The following is an 18,095-nucleotide window of genomic DNA, read 5'->3' as shown; positions in this document are numbered from 1 at the left end:
ACCCCGACCCACCACCGACGTGACCTGACGCGCCCCTGACAAACCCTTGACCTGGCCGAGGAGAACCGCATGAACCGCAAGACGACGTCCGCCGACCCCGAGCTCGCACACAGACTCAGCCGGCGCGGCATGCTCGGTGTCGCGGCGGGCGCCACCGCAGCCGCCCTCGTCGGCGGCGCCGCCGCCCCGGCCGCCGCGGGGGAGAAGGGCCGGGGCCGCCCCGTCCTGCCGCCCGGACGGCTCGGCATCCAGCTCTACAGCCTGCGCGACAAGATCTCGACCCTCGGCTTCGCCCCCGTCTTCGCCGAGCTGGAGAAGTACGGCTACGACGAGATCGAGTTCGCCGGCTACACCCAGGGCTCCGCGGGCGCCATCACCCTCGCCCAGCTCAAGGCGCTCGCCCGCGACCACGGCCTGCACCCCATCGGGTCCCACGTGGGCTACTACGACGACAACAACCCCGGCGCGTACACCTTCGCGCAAAACCTGGACAAGGTCCTCGACGACGCCGAGGCGCTCGGCCTCAAGCACATCGGGACCGCGTCGGGACCCTTCCGCTACGGCTCGACGGTGGACGGGTGGAAGCGCGCCGCCGAGGACTTCAACACGTACGGTGAGGCGGCCCGCAAGCGCGGCATGAAGTTCTACCAGCACAACCACGCCGAAGAGTTCTCCTTCGCCACGGACAAGCCCAAGGTCCGCCTCTACGACGTGCTGCTCGCCGAGACCGACCCCGACTTCGTGTACCTGGAGATGGACATCTACTGGGCCTTCTGCGCCCAGTTCCGCTTCAGCAAGCGCCCCGACGGCAGGCCGGCGCGTCTCGACCCCCTGGACTACGTGCTCAAGCAGCCGCACCGCTACCCCCTCTTCCACGTCAAGGACGGCGTCCGCGACGAGACGACCCGTGACGGCTACCGCATGAGCGACGTCGGGGACGGCGACATCGACTACAAGAGGTTCCTGTCGAAGGTGACGGCACGCACCCCCCAGGGGCGGCGCTACCACCACTGGCAGACCGAGCACGACAACCCGGTCGACTCCCTCGCCTTCGCCCGGAAGTCCAGCGAGCACCTGCACTCGCTGCGCTCCGGACGCTGCGGGGACTGACCCCGCGCGCCCGGGCGCGGAGGGGCAGGGCCTGGGGCCCCTCCGTGCCCGGGCGCCGCCGGTGGACGGATACGCAGGTGAAAGGCACTCCGAAACCTTGGTATTGTTGTCCATGTCGCCGCGGGGAACACCCCGCGAGGCGGCAGACACCTGGTCCGGGTGGCGGAATGGCAGACGCGCTAGCTTGAGGTGCTAGTGCCCTTTATCGGGCGTGGGGGTTCAAGTCCCCCCTCGGACACCAGCAACCAGCGGCAAGACCGCTGGAGCTCAGCTGAGGCCCCTGTTCACCAGGGGTCTTCTGTGTTTTACGCTCCTTCTGCCGCGCCCTGCGCCCACAGTGACCGTACGTGTCCGAGGTGGCGCGCCATGCACTCCTCCGCCGCGTTCGCGTCGCCCGTCAGCATCAGGTCGAGGAGTTCTCCGTGCTCCTCGGCGGACGGGGTGAGCTGGTCGCGGGCGTCGAGGGTCGTCAGGCCGTAGAGGCGGGAGCGCTTGCGGAGGTCGCCGACCGTCTCGACCAGGCGGTCGTTGCCCGAGAGGGCGAGCAGCGAGAGGTGGAAGCGGCGGTCGGCCTCCAGGTAGCCGATGAGGTCGTGCTCGCGGGCGGCCCGTACGATCTCGTCGGCGATCGGGCGCAGCACCTCCAGGTCCTCGCGGGCGGCGGTGCGGGTGATCCTGCCGATCATGGGCACCTCGATCAGGAGGCGGATCTCCGTGTACTGGTCGAGGTCGCGCTCGTTCACCTCGGTCACGCGGAACCCCTTGTTGCGGACCGGCTCGACCAGGCCTTCCCGCGCCAGGTCGAGCATCGCCTCGCGCACGGGCGTCGCCGAGATGCCGAAGTCCTCCGCGAGGCCGGGTGCGGAGTAGATCTCGCCGGGGCGCAGCTCGCCGGAGATCAGGGCGGCGCGCAAGGCGTGGGCGACCTGGTCGCGCAGCCGCTCCCTGGCGGTGATCAGGTTCTTCTGCTTCAGATGGCCCATGGTGTCCCCTCCGGTGATGCCCGCGCCCGTGGTGCCTGCGCCTGTGCCCGTGCCCGCGCGGAGCACCAACGTACAATGTCACGTTGTCAGTTGGGGCAGGGCCCGGGACAGGGCGCGGGGACGGGCCGCGGGAGAGGGCCCGGCGGGCGGCTCAGAGGGCGAAGCCGGCCGGGAAGGGGTCGTCGGGGTCGAGGAAGTACTGGGCCGTGCCGGTGAGCCAGGCCCGTCCGGTGATCCGTGGCACGACCGCGGGCAGGCCCGCCACCTCGGTCCGGCCGATGAGCCGCCCCGTGAACTCCGTGCCGATGAAGGACTCGTTGACGAAGTCGCGCTCCAGCGGGAGTTCGCCGCGGGCGTGCAGTTGTGCCATGCGGGCCGAGGTGCCCGTGCCGCAGGGGGAGCGGTCGAACCAGCCGGGGTGGATCGCCATCGCGTGCCGGGAGCGGTGGGCGTCCGAACCGGGCGCGATCAGGTAGACGTGCTTGAGTCCGGCGATGTCGGGCTGCTCGGGGTGGACCGGGCGGTCGGGTGAGGCGTTGATCGCCGCCATGACGGCGAGGCCCGCCGCGAGCAGGTCGTCCTTGCGGTCGCGGGTGAACGGCAGCCCCAGGGCGTCGAGGTGCGCGAAGGCGTAGAAGTTGCCGCCGAAGGCCAGGTCGTAGGTGACCGTGCCGTGTCCCGGCACGTCGATCTTGCGGTCGAGGGCGACGCAGAACGCGGGGACGTTGGTCAGCGTGGCCGAGGTCGCCGCGCCGTCGGTGACGCTCACGTCGACCCGGATCAGTCCGGCGGGGGTGTCGAGGCGGACCGTCGTGACCGGCTCGGTGACCGGGACCATGCCGGTCTCCACCAGGACCGTGGCCACGCCGATGGTGCCGTGCCCGCACATGGGCAGCACGCCGGACACCTCGATGTAGAGGACCCCGTAGTCGGCGTCGGGGCGGGTCGGCGGCTGGAGCAGCGCGCCGCTCATCGCGGAGTGGCCGCGCGGCTCGTGCATCAGAAGGGTGCGCAGGTGATCCAGGTGCTCGATGAAGTGCAGCCTGCGGTCGGCCATGGTGGCGCCGGGGATCACCCCGACGCCGCCGGTGATCACGCGTGTGGGCATGCCCTCGGTGTGCGAATCGACGGCGTGGAAGACGTGACGGGTGCGCATACGGCTCCTTCGTCGGTCGGTGGGAGCGCCGGGGGTCTCGGCCGGCTCAGCGGTGGCCTGCCGCCAGGGCCTTCTCGGTGGCCGCGCGCACCAGTGCTTCCGCGGGTCCGCCGAGCGGGAGGCGCGGCGGTCGGGTGGGCCCGCCGCGGCGGCCCGCCAGGTCCATCGAGAGCTTGATGGACTGCACGAACTCGGTCCCGGAGTCCTGGCGCAGCAGCGGGTGCAGGGCCCGGTAGAGAGGCAGCGCCGTCTCCAGGTCGTGGGCGCAGGCCGCGCGGTAGAGCTCCGCGCAGGCGGCGGGGAAGGCGTTCGGGTAACCGGCGATCCAGCCGACCGCGCCCGCGAGGGCCAGTTCGAGGAGCACGTCGTCGGCGCCGACGAGGAGGTCGAGATCCGGGACGAGTTCGGCCGTCTCGTACGCCCTGCGCACGTCGCCGCTGAAGTCCTTCACCGCCACGACGGCTCCGTCGCCGTGGAGCCGGGCCAGCAGCTCCGGCGTGAGGTCGACCCTGGTGTCCAGGGGGTTGTTGTACGCGACCACGGGCACGCCGGCCCCGGCGACCTCGGTGTAGTGGGCGCGTACGGCCCGCTCGTCGGCGCGGTAGGCGTTCGGCGGCAGCAGCAGCACGGAACCGCAGCCCGCGTCGGCCGCCTGCTCGGCCCAGCGGCGGGACTCGGCACTGCCGTAGGCGGAGACGCCCGGCATGACGCGGGCCCCGTCGCCCGCCGCCTCGACGGCGGTCCGCACGACGCGCTCGCGCTCGTCGTCGGTGAGGGTCTGGTACTCGCCGAGGGAGCCGTTGGGGACCACGCCGTCGCAGCCGTTGGCGAGGAGGTGGGCGACATGTGCGGCGTACGCGTCGTAGTCGACGGAGAGGTCATCGCGCAGGGGGAGCGCGGTGGCGACCATGATGCCGCGCCAGGGGCGGGACGGGGACCACGCGGCGGTCAGGGGGTGCGTCGTCGTCATGAAGGGTGCCCTTCCGAGGGGTCGTCGGGAGCTGCGGGTGGTGGGTCCGCTGGGGTGAGTGAGGCGAGAGTGCCCAGAGGGACGGGCGTGGCGAGGAGGCGGCGGTCCGGCGGCGCGGGGGTGGCGTCGGGCGCGGCGGCGGCCAGGCAGGCCACGGCCGTGCCGCACACGCGGCCCTGGCACCAGCCCATGCCGGCGCGCGTGAGGAGTTTGACGCTACGGGGGTCGCGGGCGCCGTAGTCCGCCACCGCCTCGCGGACCCGGGCCGCCGTCACCTCCTCGCAGCGGCACACCTCCGTGTCGTCGCCGAGCCACCGTGTCCAGCCCGGGCCCGGCGCGTGCGCGGCGGCCATGGCGTCGGCGAAGGCGCGCAGGTGGTCGCGGCGGCGGCGCAGGGCGCGCAGGCGGCGGGCCGGGGCAGGCCGCCGCCCCGTCAGCCTGGCGGTGATCGCCAGGGCCGCCAACTCGCCCTCCACGAGCGCCGCTTGCGCCCCGCCGACGCCGGACGTCTCGCCCGCCGCCCACAGGCCGCGCAGCGAGGTCTCCTGGAGCGGGCCCAGTTCCAGGGCGTACGTGCCGTCGGCGGCGCGGCGGGTTGCGCAGCCGAGGGTGGTCGCCAGTTCGGTCCGCGGGACCAGGCCGTGCCCGACGGCCAGGGCGTCGCAGGCGACGCGGCGTTCCGAGCCGGGGACCGGGCGCCAGTCGCGGCCGAGGCGGGAGACCGTCACCGCCTCGACGCGGTCGGCGCCGTGTGCCTCGGTGACCGCGCTGCGGGTGCGCGGGCGCACACGGTGGCGCAGCAGGGCCGCGCCGTGGCGGGCGGCTTCCGTCAGCTTTCCGGGGTTGGCGGCGAGGGCGGCCGGGTGGCGGGCGTAGCCGAGGTAGCCGGAGGCCTCGATCACCTCGGGGACGTCGGCTCCGGCGGCGGCGAGCGAGGTGGCCGCGGCGAGCAGGAGCGGGCCGCTGCCCGCCACGACCACACGTGTGCCGGGCAGGGCCAGGCCGGACTTCAGCATGGCCTGGGCGCCGCCCGCGCTGACGACGCCGGGGAGGGTCCAGCCGGGGAAGGGGAGGTGTCGTTCGTGGGAGCCGGTGGCCAGGAGCATCGCGCGCGCCTGGACCGTCGTACCCGTCCCCGGGGCGCTCGCGTCGTCATCGTCCCCCTCGCCGGTCAGGGCGTGGAGGGACCACGGGGAGCCCGGCGCCTCGCGCGTCATCGACCAGACGTGGTGACCGTAGAGCCGGGTGACGCCCTCCGCGGCGTCCAGGCGTTCGCGGAGGCCGGCGAAGACGCGCCAGTCGTGGTGCAGCGCGTCGGGGCGGGTGGCGCGCGCGGCCGGGGCCGGATGCCGGTAGTACTGGCCGCCGGGCTGCTGGGCGGCGTCCAACAGGGCCACGGTCAGGCCCTGTTCGGCGGCCGTGACCGCCGCGGCGAGGCCTGCCGGCCCCGCGCCGAGGACCGCCACGTCGTACGGGTCACCGGGGCTCGGCATGGCCGTGGCCCTTCTGCGTGGTGACCTCGTCGCCGGGCCGGGCGGTCACCAGGCAGGCGCGGCGGTTGGGGCGGCCGTTGACGGTGGCCAGGCAGTCGTGGCACTGGCCGATCCCGCAGAAGGCTCCGCGCGGCCGGGCGGCGCCCCGGGTCTCCCGCCAGGCGAGGATGCCCGCCGTCCAGAGAGCGGCGGCGATGGACTGGCCCGGCCGGGCCGCGACGCGGCGGCCGTCGAAGGTGAAGAAGTGGGTGGCGTCGGTCGCGCCCACGAGGTCCGCGGGCGTCGTCCTGTCGGCTTGCCCCATGGGGGCGGCTCCTCTCATGCGGCGGCTTCCCCGCTGTGGCGGCCATGGCGTGCTCGTCTCCCGGAGCCGCCTCACGGCGGCGCCGGCTCGCGGGCGAAGCGTTCCGGGGCGAAGGGCGACGGATCGAGCGGGGGCTCGGCTTCCGTCAGGAAACCGGTGATCAGCAGGCCGGTCGCCGGGGCGAGGCCGATTCCCGCGCCCTCGTGGCCGCACGCGTGCAGCAGCCCGGGGACCCGGGGGTCGGGGCCGATGGCGGGGAGGTGGTCGGGGAGGTAGGGGCGGAAGCCCGCGTAGGCGCGGAGCGCGCGGGCCCGGGCGAGGGCCGGGAACAGCCGGGTCGCCTGGGACGCCAGGCGCCGCAGCGCCTCCACCGAGAGCGCGCGGTCGAAGCCGACCCGTTCCCTGCTCGCCCCGATCAGCACCGGGCCCGCCTGGGTGCCCTCCACCACGGCGGACGTCTGCAGGGCTGCCGACCCGCTCGCCACGTCGGCGACGTACTCCGCGGAGTACACCTTGTGCCGCACCAGGCGCGGCAGGGGTTCGGTGACCAGGACGAAGCCGCGGCGGGGGCGTATCGGCAGCTCCACGCCCGCCATGCGGGCCAGTCGACCGCCCCAGGCGCCGGTCGCGTTGACCACGTGGGGGGCTCGGATCTCGCCCTTCGCGGTCCGGACGCCGCGCACCGCGCCGCCCTTCTCCGTCAGCACCGCCGTGACCTCCTCGCCGAGCCGCAGCGACAGGCGTCCCGTGCCGACCGCGGCGCGCAGCAGGTGGGCCGCGGCCAGGGCCGGCTGCACCTGCGCGTCCTGCGGGTAGTGGCAGCCGCCGGTGAGATCGGGCGCGAGGTGGGGTTCGTGGTCGGCGAGGCGGTCGGCGGGGACGTCGGCCGCCGTCACGCCCGCGCGCCGCTGCTCCGCCGCGAGGGCCCGCAGGGCGGTCAGTTCCGCCTCCGTCGAGGCCACGACCAGGCCGCCCTTCCGCTCGTACTCGATGTCCGGCGGGGACTCGGCGGCGAGTTCGGTCCACAGCCGGGTGGAGAGCAGCGCGAGTCGCAGCTCGGGGCCCGGTTCCTTGTCGGACACGAGGAGGTTGCCCTCACCCGCGCCCGTGGTGCCGCCCGCGACGGGGCCGCGGTCGACGACGGTGACGTGGAGGCCGGCGCGGGAGGCGTAGTGGGCGCAGGCGGCGCCGATCATCCCTGCTCCCACGACGATGACGTCCGAGAAATCCGGTGGTCCGGAGGGGTGTCTCGTGAGCACAGCAGTAATATTTCACATGGCACTAAGGCTGCCAAGAGGGCGTGCGCCACGAGGAGTTGGGGTCTGGCGGTCGCTTCAGTCGCCGCGCTGGTGGGCGCCCGGGGTGTAACCGAGCGAGCGGCGGAACACGTCGATGAACGCGCTGGCCGACGCCCAGCCGCAGCGGTGCGCGACCGTGGTGACGGCCACGCCGTCGGCCAGCATGCGCAGGGCGTGGTAGAGGCGGAGCTGGGTGCGCCACTGGGGGAAGGTCATGCCGAGCTCGCGGCGGAAGAGGCGGCTGAGGGTGCGCTCACCCGCTCCGGCGGTTGCGGCCAGTTCGGCGAGGCCGCGCGGGTCGGCGGGGTCGCGGTGCAGTTGCCCGCAGACGGCGGCGAGGCGGGGGTCCTTGGGGGTGGGCAGCTGGACGGGCTGCTGCGGGGAGACGCGGAGCTGGTCGAGGAGCACCGCGCGCAGGCGCCGGCGCTCCGGGGTGTCCTCGTGCGGGGCACGCGTGCAGGCGAGGATCAGTTCGCGCAGCAGCGGGCTGACGGTGAGGACGGCCGGGGCGTCAAGGCCGAGCGGGTTGGCGTCGGCGGGCAGGCCGAGCAGGTGCAGGGCGAGGTGGCCGTGGGCGCGGTGCGCGTGGACGCAGCCCGCGGGGACCCAGATGGCCCGGGTGCCCGGCGCGAACCAGGTTCCGGCGTCGGTGGTGACGGCCACGACGCCGGAACCCGCGTAGATGATCTGGTGGTTGTCGTGGCGGTGCGCGTCGATGGACTCGCCGGGCGCCAGTGACCGGGTGTCCGTGGGGGCCTCGGGGGTGTGGCGGATCGTGCGGCGGTTTTCCGGCATGGGTCGGCACTTTATCGGAAGCGCGCCAGGGGTCGCGTGGCGACGATGGAGTGATGTCAACGATGGAACCCACGAGCGAACTGCCCTGCCCGGAGGCCGACAAGGCCCGTCGCCCGGAGTCCGGCACGCGCCCTCGCCCGGAGTCCGGCACGCGCCCTCGCCCGGCGGCCGACACGCGCACTCACCCGGAGTCCGGCACGCGCCCTCGCCCGGAGTCCGGCACGCGCCCTCGCCCGGCGGCCGATAAGGGCCCTCGCCCGGAGGCCGACAAGGCCCTTCGCCCGGAGGTCGGCACGTGCACTCACCCGGAGGATACGAGGCCGGCCCCGGCCGTGGCGGCAACCGGAGCCTCGGCCGCTCCCGGCACCGAGGCCCCCACGCCTCCCGAGGGCAAGGCCCCGCCGGCCCGTCGCCCCATCGTCCTCCTCGCCCTGGCCCACGCCTGCGTGGACCTCTACCAAGGCGCCGTCGCCGCCCTCGTCCCCTTCTTCGTGGCCGAGCGCGCCTACACCTACGCCGCCGCCTCCGGCGTCGTCCTCGCCGCCTCGCTGCTCTCCTCCGTGGTGCAGCCGGTGTTCGGGGCGCTCACCGACCGGTGGGCCATGCCCTGGCTGCTGCCCGTGAGCACGCTGGTGGGCGGCATAGGCGTCGCCCTCGCCGGGCTCACCGGCAGCTACGCCCTGACGCTCGCGGTCGTCGGCCTCTCCGGCATCGGCGTGGCCGCGTACCACCCCGAGGCGGCCCGCGTGGCCCGGCGGGCGAGCCGCGGCAGCCACGCGGCCATGAGCTGGTTCTCCCTCGGCGGCAACCTCGGCTTCGCGACCGCTCCGCTGCTGGTCTCCGCCATCGCCGCCTCCGGCGGCCTCGGCGCCTCACCGCTCCTCGTGGTGCCCGCCCTCGCCGGGGCCGTGCTCTGCGTCGCCGCGCTGCGGGGCGTGAAGGCCGTCGAGGCGGCGACGCCCAAGGGGGTCCACCGGGAGCCCGGCGCCGACGACTGGCCCTCCTTCCTCCGGCTCTCCGGGGCCATCGTCTGCCGCTCGATCGTCTTCGTCGGGCTCGGCGCCTTCATCTCGCTGTACGCGCGCCAGCGCACCGGGGGCGGCGAAGCCGCGGGCACGGCCGCCCTGTTCGTGCTCTACATCGGCGGCGCCCTCGGCACCGTCGCGGGCGGCAGGCTCGCCGCGCTGTTCGGGCGCGTCCCGGTGGTGCGGTGGTCGTACGCCCTGACGGTCCCCGCGGTGGCCGGCGTCGTCCTCGTACCCGGACCCTTGTTCCACGTCTTCGTCCTGCTCACCTCGGCCGGGCTCTACGTGCCGTTCTCCCTGCACATCACCCTCGGCCAGGACTTCCTGCCGCGCAGGGTGGGCACCGCGGGTGGCGTCACACTCGGCCTCACCGTGAGCGTGGGCGGCCTCGCGAGCCCGCTGATCGGCGCCCTCGCCGACGCCACGTCCCTGCGGACCGCCCTGGCGCCGCTCATCGCGCTGCCCGCGCTCGGTTGGCTCCTCCTGCGCACACTGCGCGAACCGGACGGCGAAGCCCCGCGTCGCGCCTGAAGCCCCGCGTCGCGCCTGAAGCGCGGACCCTTTCGGTCCCCGCCCCCGAAGCACCGCAAGGACCTCGCGCCCCAGCGAATTCGGTGTCTGAGGGGTTGTCAGTGCAATTTCACATTACTACGTTACGCATCACATGGCCCGGACGGGTCCTCGCGAGGCCGCCGTCCCGGAGCCGCCAAACGTGCTGCCCGGCGCGGCAGTTGTGCGCCCTCGGGCCGTCACACCCCACACCTCCCACACAGGAGCCCCGATGTTCCGGTTACGCCCAAGAACCCTGCGCAGATCCGTCCTCGCCGGCGTTCTCGCCGCGAGCCTCTGCGTCACGGCCGCGCCCCTCTCCGCCCACGCGGCCGACAGCGCCGCCCCCGCCCGTGCGACGGCTGCCGAGCCCGACTCCCGTGACGTCGTCGAGCGCAGGGCGTCCGCCCCCGATCCGGCCGCCCGCGCGCTGGCCGCGCCCGGTCGCCTCAAGAAGGGGCAGGTCCCCGGGCCCCGTACGCCGAAGCCGAAGGCCGAGCAGCGGGCCAAGGGCCAGGACGGGCCCGCGACCGCGCCCTGCACTCTCGACGGCGTCACCTCGCTCGGGCCCGAGGCGTTCGCCGACTTCCTCGCCGATCCCGCCGTCACCGCGGAAGGCTGTCTGCGGACCCTCATATGGACCTGGGACCGGCGGCTCGCCCCCGTGATGTCGGACGCCCACGTCCAGGCGGTGTCCGGACGCGTCAGCCGGCTCGCCGCCACGCACGACGGCAGGAACGGCACCAACCTCCTGGAACTGCTCACCTACCTGCACGCCGTCGCCTACCAGGACTTCTCGCACGACGAGATCGACGTCACCGACGGCCCCACCGTCGACGCCATGCGCCGCGCCGTCGCCGCCTTCGGCGCGGCGCCCCGCACGTTCGACGCGACCGGCGCCAACGCCGACTGCCTGCGCGAGGCGCTGTACGCGGCGAGCGCTCCGGGGCTGCGGCAGCACCAACTGCCGCTCGTCAAGAAGGTCCTGGCGACCATGGACGCCGACCACCCCGGCACCGCGAAGGACGCCGCCTGGGGCGGGTCCGCGCTCGCCGCGCTCTCCCTGAACTACCTCGGCGTCTACCCCGGCAACCGGGACACCGCCTTCCACGCGGCGGCCAAGGCGGACCCGGCTTACCGCGCGGCCTTCAAGGCGTTCGCCGGGCACACCCATCTCAAGGGCACGGGCAACGCCTCGGTGGTGCGGGACGCGCTCAGTGAGTACGGCAGGTTCGGGCAGATCGACGGGGTCAGGAGCGAGACCGTCAGCGGTCTCGGCGGCCTCGTCGCCGTGACCGCACGCGACTTCGGCGAGGGCAGCGGGCCCTGGGTGAAGGTCGCGACCTGGCTGAACGAGTACGACGCCTGCGCGCCGTACGGCGTCTGCCGGGCGGACATCGAGCGCCGCATCTTCCCGCACACGTACACCTACGACAAGGGCGGCATGAAGGTCCGCACGGCGCTGGGCCGGGGCGCCGTCGACCAGCTCTACTACGCGAGCAAGCAGGTCAAGGCGCAGTTCCACCGCGTCCTCGGCGCCGATGAGCCACTGGCGGGCGACCCCAACACCGGCCTGACGACCGTGCTCTACGCCTCCCGCGCCGACTACGAGAACTACCACCCCCTGCTCACCGGCATGGGCACCGACAACGGAGGCGTGTACATCGAGCGGGGCGCGACCTTCTACACCTACCAGCGGCGCGTGCCCCAGGACTCCACGCTCACGCTGGAGGAACTCTTCCGCCACGAGTACACCCACTACCTCAACGGCCGCTGGGCGGTCCCCGGCTTCTTCGGCGAGGGCCCCTGGTACGAGAACGACCGGACCACCGCCATGGACGAGGGGACGGCCGAGTTCTTCGCCGGAGCGACGCGCGACGACGGCGTGAAGGTCCGCAAGGCGCTGGTGCGGGGCATCATCGACGACACGGCGAACGGCGGTCCCCGGATGACCGTCCGGCAGATCCTGCACGCCACGTACGACGGCGACGGCTTCCGCTTCTACGACTACGCGGGGACGTTCTTCGAGTTCCTGTGGGCGGAGCGGCCGAGCCTGCTGAAGGAGATGTACCGGCACCTGCGCGCCGACGACCCGGCGGCCTTCGACGCCTGGCGCGACCGGCTCGGCGGGGACGGCGCGGTGCAGCGCGCGTACGACGCCTTCCTCGACGAGCAGATCGCGCACGTCGACGACCTCTTCGTGCCGGACACGACGTACGTCCCGGTCGGCGAGCTGCGGGACAGCACCGCCGCCCAGGTCCGCACCTCGTTCAGGTCGGCGACGGGTGTCACGCCCGAGTGCCGCTCCAACGGGGCGCCGGACCGGCCGCGTTACCTCTGCGGCGGCCGCGTCACCGCGAACCTCAGCGCCTCCGACGACCCGGACGCCGTCTTCGAGGACATGTCCGAGACGGTCGACCACTACCTGCTCGACCGGGCCGCCGCGGGTGGGCGGCACAACAACCTCACCGACATGAACTGCTCGTTCGGCGAGGTGGACGTCTGGAGCGACGGCCGGGCCGGCAGCGCGGACTTCGCCTGCGAGGGTCCGTTGCGGAGCTGACCCGGCAGCCCCTGTCAGGCGGTCGCGCCCACGAGGAGCTCGGCCGCCGCGATGCCCGAGACGCGGGTCGCCCCGTGTGTGATCAGGTGGGCGGCTCCCAGCGAGTCGCCCGCCGGTACCCCCATCTCGACGACCAGGGCGTCGGGGCGGCTGCGCAGGAGCCGGGTCAGCGTGTCCGTCATCCAGCGGTGGCGGGCCGCGTCGCGGACCACGACCACCAGGGCGCGGCCCGCCGCCGGGGTCAGGACCTCGCGGTCCAGGAGATCACCGGCGTGGGCCACCTCCGGCTCCGTCAGACGGACGGACGTGGTGCCGGGGCGCAGGTCGCGCAGGGGTTCGGCGACGCCCCAGGGGGTGCGGCCGTCCACCGCGAGGTTCATGGTGGGGGAGAGCTCCACCACGTGCGGTGCGCCGGTCAGGGGCAGCGCCGCCGCCGCGCGGTCCCGTACGCGGATCGCGCGGCGCGCCGCGACCAGGCCGATCCCGGAGTCCTCCGCGGCCCGCGCCACGGCCCGCGACCGCTCGCCGGACCAGGCCGCGAACTCCCGTACGCGCCCGCTCGCCTCGGCGAGGCGTTCCTCGGGGAGCGTGCCCTCGTGGACCGCCTTCACCAGGGCGGTGGAGAGCAGGTCGGCCGTGGCCTCGTCGGCGCTCTCGCCGCCCACGCACACCGCGTCGACGCCGCCCGCGAGCGCCCGTACGGTGGCGCCGTCGATGCCGTAGCGGTCGGTGACGGCGCCCATCTCGATGCCGTCGGTGACGAGGAGCCCGTCGAAGCGGAGTTCGCCGCGCAGCAGGTCCACCAGGATGCGGTGGCTGAGGGTCGCGGGCAGGTCCGGGTCGTAGGCGGGGGCGAGGAGATGGGCGGTCATCACCGCGCGGACGCCCGCCTCCATCGCCGCGATGAACGGCGGCAGCGCGGTGAGCGCGATCTCCTCCGCCGAGCCCTGCACCTGCGGCAGGCCGTAGTGCGAGTCCACGACCGTGTCGCCGTGGCCGGGGAAGTGCTTGGCGCAGGCCGCGACGCCCGCCCCCTGGAGGCCGCGCACCCAGGCGGCCGTGTGGCGGGAGACGATGTCGGTGCGGGAGCCGAACGAGCGGACGCCGATCACCGGGTTGAGCGGGTTGGAGTTGACGTCGGCGCTCGGCGCGAAGTTGAGCGAGACACCCGCCGCGTGCAGATCGCGGCCGATGTCGTGTGCGACGCGCTCGGTCAGGTCGATGTCGTCGACCGCGCCGAGGGCGAGGTTCCCCGGACGTGACGAGCCGGTCCAGGCCTCCATGCGGGTCACGTCACCCGCCTCCTCGTCGATGGCGACGATCAGATCGGGGTTCTCCGCGCGCAGGGCCGCGGTGAGCCGCGCGACCTGCTCGACGCTCTCGATGTTCCGCGCGAACAGCACGACGGAGCCCAGGCCCTCGGAGATCTTGCGGCGCACCCAGTCGGGGGCCGTGGTGCCCTCGAAGCCGGGCTGCAGCACGGAGTTGGCGAGGTGCTCCAGAGTCGGGTCACTGCTGGATGCCATGGCGCGACCTCCGAAGTTGCGGTACGTGACGGATGCGGACGGCGGCTCGTGGTGCGGGTGTGGGGGGCGGGTCTCCTGCTGATTGGTCCAGGCCAATCTGGAGATAGTGGATATTGGCTCGCATCGATCGGGGCTGTCAAGGAGTCCGAACCGGCCGAGGCGGGCGAATCGCGTATGGCGGCCGGACACGTGCGCGATCCTGGTGACTTCGGCGGTCCGCGACCGATGAGGAGTAAGCCATGCGCAGGTACGAGCTCGTCGGCAGGCGCGACATCAGACTGCGCACCGAGGTGGCGGTGCCCGGGCCCGGACCGCTGGAGGTCCTCGTCCGGGTGCGCGCCTGCACGGTCTGCAACCGCAGCGACCTCGCCTACTTCCACTACCACGGGCTGCGCGAGCACTGCTCCCAGGGCTGTTTCGGGCACGAGGTCGCCGGGGTCGTCGAGGCCACGGGAGCCGGCGTCAGCCGTGTCGTCCCGGGGCAGCGCGTCTTCGTGCGCACGCCGCTCACCACCGGCTACGCCGACTTCGCGCTGGCCCGTGAGATCGCCGTGGGCGTGCTGCCCGACTCCGTCCCCTTCGAGCAGGGCGCGATCCTCCAGCTCCTGCCTCTCGCCGTGCACGCCACGCGCGGCGTCCGGCTCGGCGACCGGGTCGTCATCGTCGGACAGGGGCCCGTGGGGCAGCTCGCGCTGCGCGTCGCCGTGGCCCGCGGGGCCGCCGAGGTCGTCGCCGTCGACCTCGACGACTGGCGGCTCGAACGCTCGGCCGCGGCGGGCGCGGACGCCGTACGGCGCGTGGACGGCGGCAGCGGGCAACTCGCGTCCGTCGGAGCCGACTTCGACGTCGCGATCGACGCAGTCGGCACCCCCACGACCCTCAACGCCTGTGTGGGCCTCGTCCGCCAGAACGGCCTCGTGGTGATGCTGGGCACCCACCACATCGACACCCGCGTCTCCGTCGACCTCGTCACGTGGGAGCGCAAGGGGCTGCGCGTGCACAGCTCCGCCGAGCCGCTGGACACCGCGCGCGCCGAGGCCCTCGCCGTCGCCGAACGCCTCGCGCACCGCCGCCCCGACGCGCTGCGCCTCCCCGACCTGCTCACGCACACCTACCCCCTGGAAGAACTGCCGAAGGCCATGGAGCAGCTCTCCGCGAGCAGCGCGCTCTACCCGGACGCGGAGAGCGCCCCCTACGACGGCCCGCCGCGCGAGACGCTGAAGGTGGCGATCGTCCCCTGAGCGGGGTTCCGGCGTGAGGTGGGGCATCGCGGGCCACGGCGACATCGTGACGCGCCGGGCCCTGCCCGCCCTGCGCGCCCTCGGCGAGGAGCCCGCCGTCCTCTGGGGCCGCGACGCGCACCGGGCGGCGCGCGTCGCCGAGCGGTACGGGGTGCCGCGGTCGGGCGCCGACCCCGGGGTGCTCCTGCGGGGCGTCGACGCCGTGTACGTGGCCACGCCCGTCGCCGCCCATGTGCCGCTCGCCGCCGCCGCCCTGGACGCGGGCCTTCCGGTACTGGTCGAGAAGCCGCTCGCCGGGGGCCTCGGCAGCCCGGGCCTCGGCGGGGGAGGCCTCGGCCGCGGGGGCGGCCCGGCGTGGCGGTGCGCCGGGGTCGCCTACTACCGCAGGCTCGCGCCCGCCGTGCGACGCCTGCGCGCGGAGCTGCGGGGCTGGACGCCGGAGCGGGTGGAGGTGCGGTTCCGCTGCGCGTTCGCGCCGGGCCCCGACGACCCGATGCGCTGGCGCACGGACCCGGCGGTCTCCGGCGGCGGCGTCCTGGCGGACGCCGGCAGCCACCGCGTCGACCTCCTGCTGCACCTCTTCGGCCGCCCGCTGGAGGTGAGCGCCCGCCTCACGGACCGCTTCCCGGCAGGCGCGGAACGCCGGGCCGACCTCACGCTGCGCTGGCCGCACGGACTGACGGCACGCTGCGTGATGGCGTGGGGCGAGGGCGCTCCGGTGGACCGGCTCGAACTCCACGGCGCGGGACGCACCGTGACGCTCGATCCGCTGGACGAGGGGCGGTTGGCGGGGCTTGGCCGTGGTGAGGAGGGGGCGCCGGGAGCGGACTCGGGGGTGCTTCTCCTGCCCCCTTTCGCCAACCCCCACCAACCCCTGTTCGCCGACTTCGCCGAAGCCGTCGGTGAAGGGCGTGCGCCGGTCTGCCCGCTCGCCGAGGGCCGCCTCGTCGACGACGTGATCGTGGCGGCCGGTCGGTCCAGCGCGGCCGGGGGAAGGCCGACGCCGCTCCGGTGCACCCGACCGTGACCGGCCGCGTCGGCTCCGGGCGTCACGCCCCGTCGTCCGCCGACCACGGCCGCAGCCAGCGGGGGTCCGGAGTGTCACCGGCGCGTACGAAGCGGGCGTCGACGGAGAGGCGCATCGCGTCCGTCGTCGTGTCCAGGGACGCGTGGATGATGCGGGGGAGGTGCACCATCACGTCGCCCGCCGCGAAGTCCGCCCACAGCCAGCGGCGGCCGAGGGCCTTCGCCGTCAGCTCCAGGTCATGGCAGATCTGCCGGCGGTCCCCCGGGCGGTCGGTGATGTCGCGCAGCGGCTCGTACTCCTCGGGCGGCAGCCGGTGCGAACCCTCCAGGTACACCAGCGCACCCGTGCGCGGCGGGCAGTCGCCCACCGGTATCCAGAAGGTGACGACCCGGGGCGAGCCCTGGTCCATGTAGTCGAAGTCGACGTGCGCGCGGGAGGCCCGCCGCGTGCCCCGGTGGAAGTGGCGGAGTATGCGGCGGGGCAGCATGCGCGCTTCGGCGTCGAGGAGTTGGGAGGCCAGCGCGGCCAGCACCGGATCGCCCACGAAGTCGTCGAAGGCGGCCGAGCGGACGAAGGCGTACGCGGGGTGGCCGGCCACCCCGTACTCCGGGACGCCTTCCGGCACCCGGCCGGAGAACACACCGTCCTCGGGCTCGCCGCCCTCGACGAGCAGGCCCGGCGGGAACAGCGAGAAGTAATGGCCCCGCAGACGCAGGACGTCCGCCCGGTCGAGCAGCCCCGGCAGGTACAAGTAGCCGTCCCCGTGCAGCCGTCGGCGCAGCGCGGCCGGGTCCCGGGGCGACAGCAGGTCCGCGCTGGGGCGCAGCGGGGCGAACAGCTCCGGAGTGAAGGGTATGGGTACGCCGTTCGACGACAGGTTCACGGTGCGTGTCCTTTGGTCAGGAGACGTCGGCGGCGGCCGGGGCGGACGTCAGTAGACGCCTTCCACGGCCCCGCCGTTGGCTCCGCCGTCCTTTTGGAAGGGGCGTACCGCGGCCACGCCGTCCCAGGGGAACCACGGGTGCGGCCCGGTCCTGACGGCGCTGTCGCGTTCCAGGAGGTTGGGCAGGAAGAGGTCTTCGAGGAGCGTGGTGGCGCGCACCCGGCCGCGCTCACCGACGGCCACCTCGCGCCAGGGGTCCGCGGGGTCGACGACCTTCAGGACCGCGAAGGGCGGCGGCAGATGGTAGGAGTGCCCGGTGCCGCCGGGCACGTCGGGGGCGCCCGCCACCGCGTCGGCCTGCAGCGCGTGCCCGACCAGGGTGTTCCCGTAGGTGTCGATCCACTGCACGCCCGGCAGATGCTCCGCGCGCAGGAACTCCGCCTCGGCCGCGGTGCACGAGGTGCCGCCCGTGCACACCGCCCTGATGCCGTACGTGTGCAGCGGGCGCGGCAGCCGCATCGCCAGTTCCAGGAGCAGCCGCGAGGTGGTGAAGAGCAGGGAGGGGCGCTCGGCGGCGAGCAGGGCGAGCGTCTGGTCGACGAGGTGCGCGGTGTACGCGTCCGCCTCGCCGTCCGCGCGCAGCGCCGCCTTCACCCAGCGCGGGTCGAAGTCGATGGCGTGCACGGCGCCGTGCCAGCTGTCCGCGAGGCCTTCCACGAAGTGCCCGTAGGCGTGCGGCCCGCTCGGCGTCATGGCGAGCACGTCGCCGCCGGCCACACCGCGCGCCTCCAGCACGGTGCGGTAGATCTCCACGTCGTACGCGAGGCGCGTGACGTTGACGATCCGGCACGGAGGGCCGGTCGTGCCGCCGGTCTCGAAGACGCGGAAGGGACGGTCGCGGTAGCCGTGGGGGCGCAGGTCACGGGCGGACGCGGCGCGCAGTTCCGCCTTGTCGAACAGGCCGAAGAGTTCCAGGGCGGCGAAGCCGTCGACGTCCTTGAGGGGGTCGAAGCCGAGCCGCGCGCGCCGGGCGGCCCAGAAGGGGCTCGCGGTCTCCGGTCCGAAGTGCCAGCGCATCATGCGGCGCGTCCAGGTGTCGAGGTCGACCGCGAGCTCGGGCACGCGTTCGCGCAGCAGGTCGGGCAGCGTGCCGAGGGCGGTCGTCATACGGG

Annotated in this window: 15 protein-coding genes and 1 tRNA gene; 6 read left to right on the top strand and 10 right to left on the bottom strand. The window is 74.3% G+C overall.

The window, feature by feature from the left end; translation table 11 throughout:
- Nucleotides 1-69: 69 nt before the first annotated feature.
- Both DCW30_RS23780 and DCW30_RS23775 read left to right on the top strand, forming a co-directional pair.
- On the top strand, nt 70-1,110 hold the full coding sequence (locus DCW30_RS23780) for a sugar phosphate isomerase/epimerase family protein (RefSeq protein ID WP_076683343.1): 1,041 nt from the start codon (nt 70-72) through the stop codon (nt 1,108-1,110).
- A gap of 153 nt (nt 1,111-1,263) precedes the next feature.
- Nucleotides 1,264-1,351: transfer RNA gene (locus DCW30_RS23775), tRNA-Leu, on the top strand.
- A gap of 64 nt (nt 1,352-1,415) precedes the next feature.
- Here the strand turns inward: DCW30_RS23775 and DCW30_RS23770 are convergent.
- From DCW30_RS23770 to DCW30_RS23740, 7 genes are all read right to left on the bottom strand, one after another.
- Complete coding sequence (locus tag DCW30_RS23770; RefSeq protein WP_076688623.1) at nt 1,416-2,093, bottom strand: GntR family transcriptional regulator; 678 nt, start codon at nt 2,091-2,093, stop codon at nt 1,416-1,418.
- A gap of 151 nt (nt 2,094-2,244) precedes the next feature.
- Entirely contained in the window at nt 2,245-3,249 is a 1,005-nt protein-coding gene (locus tag DCW30_RS23765; protein WP_076683341.1) for a proline racemase family protein, read from the bottom strand.
- 46 nt (nt 3,250-3,295) lie between these two features.
- Nucleotides 3,296-4,219, bottom strand: a complete 924-nt coding sequence (locus tag DCW30_RS23760) for a dihydrodipicolinate synthase family protein (RefSeq protein WP_076683339.1) — start codon at nt 4,217-4,219, stop codon at nt 3,296-3,298.
- Entirely contained in the window at nt 4,216-5,712 is a 1,497-nt protein-coding gene (locus DCW30_RS23755; RefSeq protein WP_076683337.1) for an NAD(P)/FAD-dependent oxidoreductase, read from the bottom strand. Before DCW30_RS23755 ends, DCW30_RS23760 begins: the two co-directional genes overlap by 4 nt.
- Nucleotides 5,696-6,016 carry a (2Fe-2S)-binding protein gene (locus tag DCW30_RS23750; RefSeq protein ID WP_076683335.1) on the bottom strand — a complete coding sequence of 107 codons (321 nt, stop codon included), beginning with the start codon at nt 6,014-6,016 and terminating at the stop codon, nt 5,696-5,698. The genes DCW30_RS23755 and DCW30_RS23750 overlap by 17 nt, the downstream gene beginning before the upstream one ends.
- 71 nt (nt 6,017-6,087) lie before the next feature.
- Nucleotides 6,088-7,275, bottom strand: a complete 1,188-nt coding sequence (locus DCW30_RS23745) for an NAD(P)/FAD-dependent oxidoreductase (RefSeq protein WP_076683333.1) — start codon at nt 7,273-7,275, stop codon at nt 6,088-6,090.
- A gap of 75 nt (nt 7,276-7,350) precedes the next feature.
- Nucleotides 7,351-8,109, bottom strand: coding sequence for a helix-turn-helix transcriptional regulator (locus DCW30_RS23740; RefSeq protein ID WP_076683331.1), 759 nt, complete (start codon nt 8,107-8,109; stop codon nt 7,351-7,353).
- Between the two features lie 416 nt (nt 8,110-8,525).
- Here DCW30_RS23740 and DCW30_RS23730 point away from each other — a divergent pair, with 416 nt between their 5' ends.
- Both DCW30_RS23730 and DCW30_RS23725 read left to right on the top strand, forming a co-directional pair.
- A complete protein-coding gene (locus tag DCW30_RS23730) occupies nt 8,526-9,665 on the top strand; it encodes an MFS transporter (RefSeq protein ID WP_076688621.1) in 1,140 nt (379 codons plus the stop codon).
- Nucleotides 9,666-9,915: 250 nt separating this feature from the next.
- Nucleotides 9,916-12,246 (top strand): collagenase, encoded by a 2,331-nt coding sequence (locus DCW30_RS23725; protein WP_076683327.1) that lies wholly within the window; start codon nt 9,916-9,918, stop codon nt 12,244-12,246.
- A 14-nt stretch (nt 12,247-12,260) separates the two neighbouring features.
- On the opposite strand, the gene DCW30_RS23720 is transcribed toward DCW30_RS23725, so the two are convergent.
- Nucleotides 12,261-13,772 carry a glycoside hydrolase family 3 protein gene (locus tag DCW30_RS23720; protein WP_076683325.1) on the bottom strand — a complete coding sequence of 504 codons (1,512 nt, stop codon included), beginning with the start codon at nt 13,770-13,772 and terminating at the stop codon, nt 12,261-12,263.
- A gap of 239 nt (nt 13,773-14,011) precedes the next feature.
- On the opposite strand from DCW30_RS23720, the gene DCW30_RS23715 reads away from it, so the two are divergent.
- Together DCW30_RS23715 and DCW30_RS23710 are read left to right on the top strand one after the other, a co-directional pair.
- Nucleotides 14,012-15,013 (top strand): zinc-dependent alcohol dehydrogenase, encoded by a 1,002-nt coding sequence (locus DCW30_RS23715; protein ID WP_076683323.1) that lies wholly within the window; start codon nt 14,012-14,014, stop codon nt 15,011-15,013.
- 13 nt (nt 15,014-15,026) lie between these two features.
- The gene (locus DCW30_RS23710; protein ID WP_076683321.1) at nt 15,027-16,040 is read left to right on the top strand and encodes a Gfo/Idh/MocA family protein; all 1,014 of its coding nucleotides are present in this window, start codon (nt 15,027-15,029) and stop codon (nt 16,038-16,040) included.
- A gap of 22 nt (nt 16,041-16,062) precedes the next feature.
- On the opposite strand, the gene DCW30_RS23705 is transcribed toward DCW30_RS23710, so the two are convergent.
- Together DCW30_RS23705 and DCW30_RS23700 are read right to left on the bottom strand one after the other, a co-directional pair.
- Nucleotides 16,063-16,923 carry a phytanoyl-CoA dioxygenase family protein gene (locus DCW30_RS23705; protein WP_076683319.1) on the bottom strand — a complete coding sequence of 287 codons (861 nt, stop codon included), beginning with the start codon at nt 16,921-16,923 and terminating at the stop codon, nt 16,063-16,065.
- Between the two features lie 48 nt (nt 16,924-16,971).
- Nucleotides 16,972-18,090 (bottom strand): acyl-CoA synthetase family protein, encoded by a 1,119-nt coding sequence (locus DCW30_RS23700; protein WP_076683317.1) that lies wholly within the window; start codon nt 18,088-18,090, stop codon nt 16,972-16,974.
- Nucleotides 18,091-18,095: the final 5 nt, after the last annotated feature.

Origin of the sequence: Streptomyces alfalfae, from assembly GCF_004127445.1 — a bacterium.
Lineage (GTDB): Bacteria > Actinomycetota > Actinomycetes > Streptomycetales > Streptomycetaceae > Streptomyces > Streptomyces alfalfae.
Note: the sequence above shows the minus strand (reverse complement) of the source record. Positions and strands in the feature narration are given on the sequence as shown.